This is a genomic window from uncultured Psychrobacter sp., from assembly GCF_947488565.1.
GTDB classification, from domain to species: Bacteria; Pseudomonadota; Gammaproteobacteria; order Pseudomonadales; family Moraxellaceae; genus Psychrobacter; species Psychrobacter saeujeotis.
This window is the reverse complement of the sequence record NZ_CANKZC010000002.1, coordinates 108,511-122,180: the sequence shown is the minus strand read 5'-3', so window position 1 is coordinate 122,180 and position 13,670 is coordinate 108,511. Positions and strand designations below refer to the sequence as shown.

Sequence of the window (13,670 nt, the reverse complement as noted above, 5' to 3'; positions counted from 1 at the left end):
GGCAATAAAAGGATAATAACCATGAGCCATTCTTATCCAGACCATGTCAGAATCGTTGACGTTAGTCCACGTGATGGCTTGCAAAATGAATCAATGACAGTACCGACTGTAGTGAAGCAGACGCTTATCAACGATTTAATCGCAGCAGGGGTAAAAAAGCTGGAGGCAACCAGCTTTGTCTCGCCAAAGTGGGTGCCGCAAATGGGCGACAATAGTGAGCTAATGACCGCACTGTCAGAGTCGCGGCATGATGACGTTATGTATTCGGTACTCGTGCCAAATATGCGCGGCTTTGAGAATGCCATCGTGCACCGTCCTGATGAAATCGTAATTTTTGGTTCAGCCAGTGAAACCTTTAGCCAGAAAAACATCAATTGTAGTATTGATGAAAGTATTGAACGTTTCGCCCCCGTTGCCGCTGCGGCAAAAGAACAGGGCATCAAAGTACGCGGCGTTATCTCTTGTACGGTCGGTTGCCCTTATGAGGGCGAGATTGACCCAAGCCAAGTGGCGTACGTGACCAAGCGTTTGGTTGAGATTGGTTCAGAGCAGATTGGTATTGCCGATACCATCGGTGTTGGTACTCCGTTGAAAGTACAGCGCGCGCTACAAGCCGCTTTAGAATATGCTGATATAGCTATGCTATCAGGCCATTTTCATGATACTTATGGTCAAGCCGTTAGTAATACCTTGGCCGCCTTACAGATGGGCGTCAGCGAATTTGATACCTCAGTGGCGGGGCTTGGCGGCTGTCCGTATGCCAAAGGCGCAACAGGCAATGTCGCAACCGAGGATGTCGTCTACATGCTGCATGGTATGGGCATTAGCACTGGCATTGATTTAGATAAATTGGTCGTAGCAGGTGAGCGTATTAGTGAGTTTCTCGGTCGCCGCAATGGTTCAAGCGTGGCACGTGCGCTGATTAATAAGCGTCAGTCCTAATTAGGGTATGTTGAACTTTCGATCATGGCACTGACAGAGATTATTTTTTAGGCGATTCAAAGATAAAAATAGTAAGTTTAGTCATTCTAAGCGTCTCTTTTTATAAAAGGAGTGGCAAAAAGTAGTCCTGTCCTTTTAGGCTGATGCTAAAATTGCCCCATACTGTGTTGCAAGTCTAGCTAAGGTATCAACATAATCTTCGACTTGCGCCGTGTCTGGAACAATTTTAGCGATCAGCAGTGTTCATTTATGAATGTTCAACACGCCCTAAATGCACTGAAAATGTAATGGCTCTAAAAACAGATTAGAATTTAATTATTAAAATATTTATATACAAGGAATGGTTATGAGTTTACCTGGATTAAATTTTCAGCTTGGCGAAGATATCGATGCACTGCGTGATGTGGTACAGCAGTTTGCGGCCAATGAAATTGCCCCGCGCGCGGCTGAAATTGACAGTAGCGATGAGTTTCCAATGGATTTGTGGCAAAAGATGGGCGACCTAGGTTTGCATGGTATTACCGTTCCTGAAGAGTACGGCGGTGCTGATATGGGCTACGTCGCGCATATGGTCGCGATGGAAGAGATTAGCCGCGCTTCTGCGTCCGTGGCTCTAAGCTATGGCGCGCACTCAAACCTATGTATCAACCAGATTAAACGCAATGGTAATGAGGCACAAAAACAAAAGTATTTACCAAAATTAATCAGTGGTGAATTCGTTGGTGCACTTGCAATGAGTGAGACGGGCGCTGGCTCTGATGTGGTCAGTATGAAACTAAAAGCAGAAGAAAAAGACGGCAGCTACATATTAAACGGTAGCAAAATGTGGATTACCAATGGTCCTGATGCTGATGTGATGGTGGTTTATGCTAAGACCAACCCTGAGATGGGCGCCAAAGGTATGACAGCATTTATCGTTGAAAAAGGAATGGAAGGCTTTGGTACCGCACAAAAGCTCGACAAACTAGGCATGCGCGGTAGTCATACGGGTGAGATGACCTTTAACAATGTTGAAGTCCCCAAAGAAAATATCTTAGGTGGCGTTGGTGAAGGCGTTAAAGTACTGATGAGCGGTCTTGACTACGAGCGCGCAGTATTGGCCGCAGGTCCTATCGGTATTATGCAAGCGGTGATGGATAATGTCGTTCCGTACATCCATGATCGTAAGCAGTTCGGTCAAGCGATTGGTGAGTTTCAGCTAATTCAAGGTAAAGTTGCCGACATGTATACCATCCTGCAAGCGGGGCGTAGCTTCTTATACACGGTCGGTAAAAATTTAGATATGCTCGATCAGCGCGGTGCTGGCCATAGCCGAGAAGTGCGTAAAGACTGCGCCAGCGTGATCTTGTGGTGTGCTGAAAAAGCCACGTGGATGGCAGGCGAGGGCATTCAAATCTTCGGTGGTAATGGCTATACCAATGAGTATCCGCTAGGTCGCTTTTGGCGTGATGCTAAGCTGTATGAAATCGGCGCAGGTACCAGTGAGATTCGCCGTATGCTGGTCGGTCGTGAACTGTTTAACGAGACTAAATAAAAACTATTGAATGTCCGTTAGATAAACTATTGAATGTTCGTTGGATATTAATTTCAGAATAAAATCGATACATTAATATCCTCATGCTAATGGCCTAAACTTTTCTTGCTTGCTGTTCGCAGACGTGACAGAGTCTGCGAAAAACTTATACTATTAGCACTCTGTATGGTTTTGAAGTCGAACAAGCTATAAAAAAAGCAGTACGCTTAAAACGTCCTGCTTTTTTATTTCTATTTTCTATCTTATAAAATCTTTCAAATTACTATGTCTGTTTACTATGGTCAAAATAGCGTGCCAGACCATTTAATAATAAATCATCACGCAAGCGCACTGAACGGTTGACGTGCTGAGCGATAATGGACGCATCGCCGCCAGTCATGATCACTTCAAAGTTGGGATGGCGACGGCTAATCTCATTGATCGCCCCAACGATAGATAGTAAGATTCCGCGATGTACCGCATCTTGCGTGGTAACCCCTTGACCGACGCTGTCAAAAGTACCGTTAGAGATGGTGATTTGCTTGGTACCAGAAAACAATGACTCGCGCTGCAGATAGATGCTCGGGAAAATATAACCACCCAAATGTGTCGCATGGTCAATCAAATCAATCGTTACCGCTGTACCGCAACCAATCACACATTGACGTTTTTTCTTATCGACTGCGCCCAGCATCTGTAACCAACGATCGCAGCCAAGTTGCTCATCATTATAGTCGCTACGCATCAATGGGTGCGCCGCATCGACATGGACAAACTCAAATGGGATGTTTAGACGACTCAGCGTTTCTGTTACTTTGGCGTTCAGCTCGTCACCCAGTACAGATGAGATACCGATAAAGTCAGGGGCGTAACGCTCAAAGCGATCGGTTAGACCCATGAGTAATTCGGCAGGCGCTTGCAAATGCTGCTTGGCATCGTGTGCGACTATCTGCCCGATATCATCAGTGAGCCAGTATTTAAGACGGGTGTTTCCAAGATCTAACCAGAGCATAAAAATCCCTTTATATAGTGCTCGTTAAGTATGTGCTCTAAGCCTCACGAGTTACGTCAATACGGCCCGTAAAAAGCGCAGAAATCTTACCGTTATCTTCACGCAATTGCAAACACCCGTTTGTATCGATACTGCAGGCATGACCAGTCACCACATGCGCTTTATCGTCATGGTCTTGAGTCACACGTAATCGCAGACCTGCCAGTGCATCCATCGTCGCAAATTCTTGCAAAAAGCTGTGCAGATAATAAGTGTGTCCAGTTGGCTTTTCTATCCCAAAGTGCTCAAAGCGCGTCATCGCTGCTATCAATGCTTTGCTCATTTGTTGATAAAGCGTTTGTAAGGTTGGTAGACTGATATCGTTGCTCTTATTATTGGTATCTGCTTTTAGCATCGCGTAAATGTCTTGTAAGCTGATCGCTTGATAGCTCATGCCTTCGCAAGTTTGCGCGGTTAGCTTTGGTGCAGCTTGTACGTTGAGTCCAACACCTATGACCACACCAACCAATTTACCTGCTTTCCATACGGGTTCAATCAAAATACCGGCAAGTTTATTAAATTGAATAATTTGCGTGTCTAGTGTGGCTTTGTTTGATTGAGATTCATCTGGTTTAGGCAGGTTTTGATAAAAGCCCAAGTCATTGGCCCATTTGACGCCAATAGGAGTCAAACCTTGTGCGCGCAGCTGCTCATTTAACGTTTGGATAATAGGCATTTTTGCCAGCTCGACACCGACGAGCAACGATAACAAGCCGCTAATGGATGTATGCACTGGATGGTATAACGACAGATAGACATTGCCGCGCGGTGATTGCCATGAACGCCCCCGTTGCCCACGTCCTGCGCTTTGGGTCTCAGCCGTCAATAGATGTAATTCAGTGGCGCTTAGTGTGCCATCTTGGACATGTTCTATCAGCTCAGTATTGGTAGAGGCGCTGCTGGTCACATGACGATGCGTAAGCTCAGATAAATAGACAGAGGTGCTGGCTGATGACGGCATAAATTTAGTCACTGTAGTTAAGGTCGTATGGGTAATCTTTGGTATACTGGCGCTTGTCTTAAGTAGACAATATAAGACAAACAGCATAAAGATCGGCTGAGAGTTTGGCAAATGTAATATGGTCGATTGTACCTATTTAATACCTCTGATTTGGCGTGAGAGTATGCGCCAAGTAGACAGACAAAAAAATAAGAAGACAAAAAAGTAGTCAGGCACGACAAAAACATTCAAAAAACAAGCAAAAGGCCAATTCGATGATGTTGTATGTATGGTTTGTGATTGCAGGAGCGTTTGCAGGGGTCAGTGCAGGCTTGTTTGGTGTCGGTGGCGGCATGATTATCGTGCCAGCATTGGTATGGATTTTTACTGCTTATAACTTCCCTCCTGAGGTAGTTACTCATTTGGCGGTTGGTACCTCGCTTGCAACCATTGTGGTGACTTCTATTAGCTCATTGACTGCGCATAATAAGCGCGGCGGTGTGCGCTGGGAGGTCTGGCGCAAGATGGCGCTAGGTTTGGTCATCGGTAGCCTTGTTGGCGCAGGTGTCGCTGATTTGATTGATGGCAAGGTATTGCAAGCCATCATTGGTGTTGGCGCATTATTGGTGGCATTAAAGATGCTATTCTTTTCTAACAAAGAACAGCTCGGTAAGCCACTGCCGCCTGCGGGTATACAGTTTGGCGCGGGTACAGGGATTGGTATGGCATCGTCTATCTTCGGAATTGGTGGTGGTAGTTTGACCGTACCGTTTTTAAATTGGGCAGGACTACCTATGAAGCAGGCGGTCGGTACTTCAGCGGCTTGCGGTCTACCGATTGCGTTGGCTGGCGCGGCAGGATTTGCATGGTTTGGTCAAGATGTGGTCAATCTACCTGAGGGTACGATAGGCTTTGTCCATGTCACAGGCTTTATATGTATTTCAGTCGTCAGTTTCGCGATGGCAAAAGTCGGTGCCAAGCTTGCTCACGTATTGCCAGCACTGATGCTTAAGCGTGCTTTTGGGGTATTGTTATTATTTGCTGGGGGGCAGCTGCTGTTAAGTGGAATTGGGGTGATTTAGGTTAAGATTTACTTTTTATCAAGCGCATCTAGCCCCAAACGCATCCACTTTCTCGCTAATTCATCATGATCGCTGAGCATACTCCACAGCGCATCTTCACTAAATATTGAGTGCGCTTGACCCGAGTACTCAATTGGCATATCCGCTTCACGATCTGCCATCCATTGCGAATTTAGATAGTAGTCTTTTAATTCGTTTTGCAATGCTTCAGCTTTTAAGAACTGCTGTTGCGCCTCAAGCTGTTGACGATGTAGCTCACACCATTCTTCATATTTTTGTTGTAGCTCCTGCGGGTTATATTCTGCCATTTTAATTCTCTTTTTTTAGTGATTAATAATTTAGCTTTTGAGCAGTATCATATAATGAATTGAAATAAAACTGCTATATAGATTTGGATGTGCTACTGGTATAAATTTTCCTTGCTTGCTGTGCGACTTCGTCGCTGTTCGATGCTACACATAATTCATCCTAGTAGCACTATATATTTTTTAAAGTGAACATATTATCGCATTCCTCATAAACCCTAAAAACTCGTCACAATTTCAGGTAGAATAGCCGCCTGTTTTCGCTAAGTTCACTGACCATTCATGCGTTTAAAATCTCTTAAGCTGGCAGGCTTTAAGTCCTTTGCCAATCCAACGACTTTTACCTTCCGTCATGGTATCACCGCCATCGTCGGGCCGAACGGCTGTGGCAAATCCAACGTCATCGATGCCATTCGCTGGGTGCTGGGTGAGACCTCTGCCAAGCAGTTACGCGGCGGGGCAATGAGTGATGTCATCTTTGCTGGTACGCAGGATAAATCTGCCAAAAGTGTTGCCAGTGTTGAGCTGACTTTTGAGCATACCCAAGATGAGCAGACGGGCATTCTCCATGAGTTTAACCTCTATCAAGAGCTGTCTGTACGCCGGCAAGTAAATAAAGAGGGACGTTCAGACTATTTCATCAATGGCACGCGCTGTCGCCGCCGAGATGTGGTCGATGTGTTCTTGGGCACGGGGCTTGGCGCGCGCAGTTATGCAGTCATTGAGCAAGGTATGATTGGGCGAATTGTAGATTCCAATCCGATGCAGCTGCGTGAGTTTATCGAAGAGGCGGCAGGGGTATCGCGCTATCAAGCGCGCCGAATAGAGACGCAAAAAAAGCTCGAGAAAACCAAAGACAATCTTGCACGCCTGCATGATATGCAAAGCGAGCTAATTAGCCAACAAAGGCGCTTATCTAAGCAAGCTGCTAGCGCTGAGCGTTATGAAGAGTTGGCCTTAACGCTTGCTGACATTAAGCAGCAACTTGCGATTCAGCAACTGTATCAAGCTAAGCATACTCAGCAGCAGCAAAAAATCGCCCATGAGCGTAGCGCTAATGAGGTCACCACACTACAAGCAAGTTATGACGCGCTAAAAGTCAAGCAAGATAAGCTTGCTGCGCATATCAATCAAGAACAGTGGCTAAAAGACGATGCGCAAAGCAGCCATTATCAGCAGCAGCTAAGCTACCAGCAAGCCGAGCACCAGCTAAGTGATGCCAAGTCACAGCTAACCGTTATTGAACAGCAACGAGTCGGCTCAGAGCAGCAGCGTGGGCAAGCAGTCGATGAGATTGAGCGTTTAAAAGCTGAGCAAGCCACGCAGCAGAATGTGCTAGAAGAACTGCGTCCGCAGCTCGATAAGCTGAGTAGTAAGCGTGAAGCACATAAACGCAATGAGCAACCATTGCAGCGCGCCTACCATGATGCGCAAAATCAGCTATCACAACTGCAAGATCGTCATCGTGCGCTCGAGCAGCAGCAAGCCATTAATGCTCAAGCGCAAAAACGGCATCAGCAAAACCATGATAAGTGGCAGCGCCGCCAGCAAAACTGGCAGAATCTATGGCAGCAGCTACAGCAGTCATTATCACCAGTTGCCAATACTGACAGAGCTGATGGTAATGGGCAAGCGCAGACTGATGCGAATAATTTGCAGCGCACGTTAGACACGCAAGTTGCTAAGCTAAACAAACAGTTGCAGCAAATTGAGCGCCAATACGATAGCGTCGATGAGCGGCTGTCTGAGCTACAGCCACAAGCGCATGATTTACAGCAACTTTTAAACAAACAGCAACGCGAGTTGAGTGAGAATGAAAAACGTCACGCTGTTTTAGCAGGTGAGTACGATACCTTACATCAGATATTACACCCTAAACCCACGCCAAAATCGCAACAGCCTGTTAAAGTAAAAACTACCGATGTAGTAAAAACTGACTCAGAGAATCAAGTATTAAATAACTATAATGACTTAGCCATCACCACCTTACGTGAGCAGATTGAGCTCAGCGCGAAAGGTCAGCAGCACGCAGAGTTACTCGATAGTGTATTGGCATTATGGCTGGGTAGTCATGTACTGGTCTCTAAACAATCAAGTACTAAAAAAGTTAATGGCGACGTTGAAAAAGCGAATAGCTTATGGCAAGCGCTTGAGCATGACTTAGCAGATGTGTTTACTTATCAGGCTGCGCAAAAAGAACAAATTAATAAACAGGACAATTCTTCTATAGAAAATGGCCATAGCCTGTGGCTATCTGTTAAGCAAAGTGAGATTAGAGGTAATTTATTCGTTAGCGAATTGCCTGATAGTTTGACTGATACAGTACTGCCTTTATCACAGCTGATTACTGCCCCTGACTTAGTGCTTTGGCAGCAATGTTATTTATATATTGCGGAGCCTGAAGATACTAACAAGCAGACACTTGCAGTGCTCGCCGACATTTTAAAAGCATTACCATCATCAGCTATTCTGCTAACGTCTGATGGTTGGCTTATCAGTCGCCAGGGTACAATGAATCTTAGTAAATTTATTGGTGCGCAAGATGGTCAAAATGATAGCAATAGTCAATTCTTAAGCCAGCGTTTACAGCAGCGCAGCCGTCTACAAGCGTTAGAAGATTTGCTTGATGAGTTTGAGAGCAAAATACAAGATCAGCAAAAAACCATCGCTAATAACCAGCGCAACTACGATGCGTTAACGGTCAGTTTAGAAGAAACCCGCGCGCAAGCGGAGCAATTAACGCGTGATAAATACAACTATCAGCAGCAACTCACCACGCAGCGTGCTACTGCTGAGCGCTTGCAAGCGGATAGCCTGAGGCTAAATGCGGATAAAGTTGCCCTTGGGCAGGAACAACAAGAGCTGGCACAAGAGCAGCAAACCCTCAATCATGAACAGCAGCATATCCAAAGTGAGATAGCGGCGCTGACACCAAAAATAGCGGATGCTCGGGCATTGAGTCAGCAATTGCAGTCTGAACGCAGTGAGCTCAATCGGACGCGTCAAGCAGATGATGACGCTTGGCAAGCCTTGCAGCTGCGTATTCAACAAAACGAGATGCGCTTAGAGCATAGCGTTAGTAGCCTTAACCGTGCAAGTGTGCAACACAACAAGTCGCTACAAAGTGAACAACGTCTAAAGGTAAGTTACGAGCAGCAGCAAAAAAAACTGCCAGCACTACAATCGGCATTACAAACTGCGCAGACAGCACGCGATGAGCAGCAGGCAATATTAGCAGAGCGTGAGTTGGCATTAACGGCGCTTAAAAAGGCGTATAGTCAGCAGCAGGCAGAGCTAGAGACGCTACAGCAGACACTGCAGACTCAGCAAAGCGAGCTTGCACATCATGCCACTGAGCTGGCATTAAGTGCAGCGCGGTTAGACGATGCCAGTACTCATACGCAAGAGGCTTTAGAAGCTTATTATAGCGTGAGTCACACATATAAGGCCGATGAGAACTTATCACAGCAGCCCCAGTTAATGACGAGTGTTTCAAATTTATTGGCAGATTTTATCGCGCATGATCGCCGCGTGCGCCCTGACAAAATCGCTGAGCTTGAGCGTGAAAAGACGAAACTTGAGCAGCAACTGAGTAAGATTGGTGCGGTCAATCTCGCGGCAGTGGCAGAGTTGGCGGAAGTTAATGAGCGCTTAGAGCCACTCGCGCAGCAGACAGTAGATATCACCGCCAGTATGGAGACATTGAGCAAGGCGATTGCCTCTATCGATGAGACCACTAAGACCTTGTTTATACAGACGCTTGACGCGGTCAATAACGAGCTTGCCAATTTATTCGCCAAAGTCTTTGGCGGTGGACAAGCCAGCCTAACGTTAAATACTGATGATATGCCTGCCAATGCACCAAAATCAGAGCAGTGGCGGGCTGGATTAACCTTAATGGCGCAGCCAAAGGGCAAGCGTAATAGTCGCCTCGCCGTACTTTCGGGCGGTGAAAAAACCCTAACTGCGCTGAGTTTGATCTTTGCGATATTTAAGCAGCATCCAGCACCGTTTTGTGTGCTTGATGAGGTCGATGCGCCACTTGATGATGCAAACGTTGCTCGTTTTACTAGCCTCATTCATGAGCTGGCAGACGATTTGCAGTTTATCTTTATCAGCCATAATAAGCTTGCGATGCAAATTGCCGATGAGCTGAAGGGTATTACCATGCCAAATGCTGGTATCTCTACTTTAGTGAGTGTTTCACTCAACGAAGCGGCCAGCTATATCGACAATTAGTATGAATGATCGATATTAATCATTGATAACTGGTATCGGATTTTATACAGACTTTAGTATTATAGTGAGTGCTGAGAGTGTAACGTAACGCAACTATGTCGCGCTGACCATAAACGATTACTATATGGTGACGAGGTTAGTCAGCCATGCTAGACTATTGCCATTTATTCCATTTTGTGTATTCCCTTTTATCATAGTTATTAGGATGTATTTCTCATGACCGCTATTCAGTTTGTTTTGATTGCCGTTGCTGCATTTGTTGTGCTTGCAGGCCTGTTTATGGTCATTCGTAGTTTTAAGCGTCGGAATGGTACGGAGGTTGCGGTAGTCAACTATGATAAAAATGGTATACCCATCATACCGCGTCACGAGCGTAATATTGTCGATCAACCAGATTTTGATGATACAGTTCCAGGTGAGACCACCATTGCGCCCAATCGTGACTATCTCGATGCGGTTATCGAAGATGAGCCGTTGACCGAGACCCATACCACTGTCGATGCACAATTGACTCAAGGTCGCGGTGAGATTGGCGTGGATACTGATGACAACAATGATGAAGACTATACGCGCTGGCAAGCTGAGCAGCAACGCGCAGATAATGCTGAGTTTGCAGAAGCAGCTCGCCATATGCAAGCTGGTAATGAGCAAGAGCTTGATGCGTTTTCTAGCCTTATGTCAGCGACGGATAGTTTGATGCCAGTGATTGATACGGCTGAAGAGCCAAGTTTTGATGACAACAGCCCGATACTAGATCAACATCTATTAGAGCCTGTCGATGAAGCGCAAAATGGCCCACTTATCAATGCCAAAGACAATATCAACATTACTATCTTGCCGCGTCAGTACCGTGATCGCCCTGTAGAAATCATTCGTGGCCGCGATTTATTGGCTTTGATTGATAAATATGGCCTACGCTTTGGGGCCATGAATATGTTCCACCGCTATGAGCAAAAAGACGGCACCGGCATGCTGTGGTTTAGTATGATGGGTATCACCGACAGTGGTATCGCGCCGTTTGATCCGCATAGTGTGGCGACTAACACTTATAATGGGGTGGTAGTATTTTTATCACTGCCGCATCCACAAGCGCTGCGCAGCTTTGATAGTATGATGAGTATTGCTTATATGATGGCGGATGATTTAAATGCGCTGATACTTGATGAAAACAATGAATCGATCACCCCTGAATATAAACAACAATTGCGTAATCAAGTTCGCGACTATGAAATTTAATAAATATTGAAAATCAAACTGTACCAGTAGTATCTCAACACGCAAATAAGGTAACGCAGATGGTATATTGATGTTACGTTATTTGCCTTTTTTAGTCGTCCTCATTTTCTGTAAAACTCTATCCGAATAACCTGCAAAATTGTTATCATATCGGCATCTTGAATTGTAAAGACGCCGACTATGACTGACCCTATCGCACCGACCACTTCTCAAACCCAAACCAATCAAACAGTAGCTTCACAACCTTCGATTAATCCTGATGCTCATCACGATATCATCACTCAAATGCGCACGCTTATTGATGCCATCAAAACGCACAATTATGCCTATTACGTGCTTGATAACCCCGTTTTAGACGATAGCGAATACGATCAGCTGCGTCGCTCTTTGCTTGAGCTTGAAGAAGAATATCCAGATTTGGTGCAGCCGGACAGTCCTATCAATCAAGTCGGTGATACGCCGCTGTCGGCATTTACTCAAGTGACCCATGACATTCCCATGCTGTCGCTTGGCAACGTCTTTGATTATGACGAGTTGCATGCTTTTATGCGCAGGATTAACGATCGTCTGAGCGATGCACAGCAAAACCCCGAATACGAGATGGAGCTTAAGCTTGATGGGCTTGCAGTCTCACTAAAATATGCGCACGGTAAGTTTGTGCAAGCAGTCACACGCGGTGATGGGCAAACGGGTGAAGACATCACTCAAAACACCAAAACGATTCGTAACTTGCCACTTTGGCTCGCTGATGCCGCTGATATCCCACTATTAGAAGTACGGGGTGAGGTGCTGATGCCTAAGGCAGGTTTTGAGCGTCTTAATCGCCTTGCCGAAGAGAAGGGCGACAAAACTTTTGCCAATCCACGCAATGCCGCGGCTGGTAGCTTGAGACAACTTGATCCAAGCATAGCCGCCAGTCGTCCGCTAGCTTTTTATTGCTACTCGGTAAATCAAGGTCTACCTGAGACTATTGAGACGCAATCAGCCGCGTTGGCTTGGCTTGGTGACATTGGCTTTAGTGTCAGTGCTGTACGAGTGGTAAAAAACCCACGCGAAACTCAAGAGTACTATGAGTCTGTGATTGAAAAGCGTGCCAAGCTACCGTTTGAAATCGATGGTGTGGTAATTAAAGTCAATAGCTTAGCCTTACAACAGCAGCTTGGGTTTTTGTCACGTGAGCCGCGCTGGGCAACGGCGTATAAATTCCCCGCCGAAACCGTCATGACCCGTCTGCATACTATCGAATGGCAGGTCGGGCGTACGGGACAGATTACCCCAGTTGGTAAATTAGAACCCATTAAGGTTGGCGGCGTCACCGTCAGCAATGTCACCTTGCATAATTTTGGTGAGATTCAGCGCTTAGATGTGCGTGCAGGCGATATGGTCAGCGTACACCGGGCAGGCGACGTCATTCCAAAAGTCACGCGCGTCTGGCATGATCAGCGTCCAGAAGACTCCGCGCCAGTTAAGCTACCCTCTACTTGTCCTGTCTGCGACTCTCCTGTCGTCTTGCCAGAAGATGAAGCATTGGCGCGCTGTACTGGCGGACTGTTTTGTCCCGCGCAGCAGACCGAGGCATTGATTCATTTTGTCTCGCGTCGGGCGATGGATATTGATGGTTTGGGCGAGCGTTGGCTTATTAGCTTTTTTGAGCATGGACTTATCAAAACCGTCGCTGATATCTATCAATTGCATAACCATACCGATGAGCTGATTACCCTTGAAAAGTTGGGTGAAAAATCCGTACAAAACATCATCAGTGCTATCGAGGCCAGTAAAAAGACTACCTTAGCCAGATTTATTTATGCGCTGGGTATTCGCGGTGTCGGTGAAGGTACAGCACAAAACCTCGCCCAACAATTTGGTGATCTTGATAGCCTGATGTCAGCCGATATGGACGCGCTTATTGAAACTCCTGACGTTGGCGCGATTACCGCTGAGCTTGCCCATGAGTTCTTCCGTGCCCCGCACAATATCGAAGTCATCACTGCACTACGTGAGGCTGGCGTCCATTGGGATAAGGTCGAGCAGGTCGCATCAGAAGGGCTACCACTCGATGGGCAAACGTGGGTCATCACCGGCGCGCTCGATAGCATGGCGCGCGATGAAGCCAAGGCTAAACTACAAGCGCTTGGTGCAAAAGTCTCGGGGAGCATCTCGGCAAAAACCACCGCGCTATTGGCAGGGGATAAGGCTGGCTCAAAACTGACCAAAGCAGAAAAATTAGGCGTGAAGATAGTGAGTGAGCAAGAGTTTTTGGGGTTGGTTGTGGAAGAGAACCGTTAAAAAATTGCACTGCTAACTGCGAGCATGGCTCTTGTCTTGCGTCGGGCAAAACAGTGTTTTGCTTATTCCTCCTCAG

General features: G+C 46.3%; 9 protein-coding genes. 6 read left to right on the top strand and 3 right to left on the bottom strand.

Features of this window, described 5'->3' with window-relative positions; all coding sequences use genetic code 11:
- Positions 1 to 21 precede the first annotated feature (21 nt).
- Together Q0890_RS04770 and Q0890_RS04765 are read left to right on the top strand one after the other, a co-directional pair.
- The gene (locus tag Q0890_RS04770) at positions 22 to 942 is read left to right on the top strand and encodes a hydroxymethylglutaryl-CoA lyase (protein ID WP_299218181.1); all 921 of its coding nucleotides are present in this window, start codon (positions 22 to 24) and stop codon (positions 940 to 942) included.
- A 346-nt stretch (positions 943 to 1,288) separates the two neighbouring features.
- Positions 1,289 to 2,476: an isovaleryl-CoA dehydrogenase gene (locus Q0890_RS04765; RefSeq protein ID WP_299218180.1), complete on the top strand. Its 1,188-nt coding sequence runs from the start codon at positions 1,289 to 1,291 to the stop codon at positions 2,474 to 2,476.
- 262 nt (positions 2,477 to 2,738) lie between these two features.
- Here Q0890_RS04765 and Q0890_RS04760 read toward each other — a convergent pair whose 3' ends face one another.
- Together Q0890_RS04760 and Q0890_RS04755 are read right to left on the bottom strand one after the other, a co-directional pair.
- Positions 2,739 to 3,467: a pantothenate kinase gene (locus tag Q0890_RS04760; protein ID WP_299218178.1), complete on the bottom strand. Its 729-nt coding sequence runs from the start codon at positions 3,465 to 3,467 to the stop codon at positions 2,739 to 2,741.
- A 37-nt stretch (positions 3,468 to 3,504) separates the two neighbouring features.
- Positions 3,505 to 4,467: a biotin--[acetyl-CoA-carboxylase] ligase gene (locus Q0890_RS04755; RefSeq protein WP_299218177.1), complete on the bottom strand. Its 963-nt coding sequence runs from the start codon at positions 4,465 to 4,467 to the stop codon at positions 3,505 to 3,507.
- Between the two features lie 257 nt (positions 4,468 to 4,724).
- On the opposite strand from Q0890_RS04755, the gene Q0890_RS04750 reads away from it, so the two are divergent.
- On the top strand, positions 4,725 to 5,528 hold the full coding sequence (locus Q0890_RS04750; protein WP_299218968.1) for a sulfite exporter TauE/SafE family protein: 804 nt from the start codon (positions 4,725 to 4,727) through the stop codon (positions 5,526 to 5,528).
- A gap of 8 nt (positions 5,529 to 5,536) precedes the next feature.
- On the opposite strand, the gene Q0890_RS04745 is transcribed toward Q0890_RS04750, so the two are convergent.
- Complete coding sequence (locus Q0890_RS04745; protein WP_299218176.1) at positions 5,537 to 5,836, bottom strand: DUF4298 domain-containing protein; 300 nt, start codon at positions 5,834 to 5,836, stop codon at positions 5,537 to 5,539.
- 279 nt (positions 5,837 to 6,115) lie between these two features.
- On the opposite strand from Q0890_RS04745, the gene Q0890_RS04740 reads away from it, so the two are divergent.
- From Q0890_RS04740 to ligA, 3 genes are all read left to right on the top strand, one after another.
- Positions 6,116 to 10,072 carry an AAA family ATPase gene (locus tag Q0890_RS04740; RefSeq protein ID WP_299218174.1) on the top strand — a complete coding sequence of 1,319 codons (3,957 nt, stop codon included), beginning with the start codon at positions 6,116 to 6,118 and terminating at the stop codon, positions 10,070 to 10,072.
- A gap of 216 nt (positions 10,073 to 10,288) precedes the next feature.
- Entirely contained in the window at positions 10,289 to 11,308 is a 1,020-nt protein-coding gene (locus Q0890_RS04735) for a cell division protein ZipA C-terminal FtsZ-binding domain-containing protein (RefSeq protein ID WP_299218173.1), read from the top strand.
- 180 nt (positions 11,309 to 11,488) lie between these two features.
- A complete protein-coding gene (gene ligA / locus Q0890_RS04730; protein WP_299218171.1) occupies positions 11,489 to 13,594 on the top strand; it encodes an NAD-dependent DNA ligase LigA in 2,106 nt (701 codons plus the stop codon).
- Positions 13,595 to 13,670 lie beyond the last annotated feature (76 nt).

Excerpts from the sequence above, each read along its gene's own strand:
- Q0890_RS04770 (WP_299218181.1), top strand. The coding sequence starts at position 22 with ATGAGCCATTCTTATCCAGACCATGTCAGAATCGTTGACGTTAGTCCA.
- Q0890_RS04765 (WP_299218180.1), top strand. The coding sequence starts at position 1,289 with ATGAGTTTACCTGGATTAAATTTTCAGCTTGGCGAAGATATCGATGCA.
- Q0890_RS04760 (WP_299218178.1), bottom strand. The coding sequence starts at position 3,467 with ATGCTCTGGTTAGATCTTGGAAACACCCGTCTTAAATACTGGCTCACT.
- Q0890_RS04755 (WP_299218177.1), bottom strand. The coding sequence starts at position 4,467 with ATGCCGTCATCAGCCAGCACCTCTGTCTATTTATCTGAGCTTACGCAT.
- Q0890_RS04750 (WP_299218968.1), top strand. The coding sequence starts at position 4,725 with ATGTTGTATGTATGGTTTGTGATTGCAGGAGCGTTTGCAGGGGTCAGT.
- Q0890_RS04745 (WP_299218176.1), bottom strand. The coding sequence starts at position 5,836 with ATGGCAGAATATAACCCGCAGGAGCTACAACAAAAATATGAAGAATGG.
- Q0890_RS04740 (WP_299218174.1), top strand. The coding sequence starts at position 6,116 with ATGCGTTTAAAATCTCTTAAGCTGGCAGGCTTTAAGTCCTTTGCCAAT.
- Q0890_RS04735 (WP_299218173.1), top strand. The coding sequence starts at position 10,289 with ATGACCGCTATTCAGTTTGTTTTGATTGCCGTTGCTGCATTTGTTGTG.
- ligA (WP_299218171.1), top strand. The coding sequence starts at position 11,489 with ATGACTGACCCTATCGCACCGACCACTTCTCAAACCCAAACCAATCAA.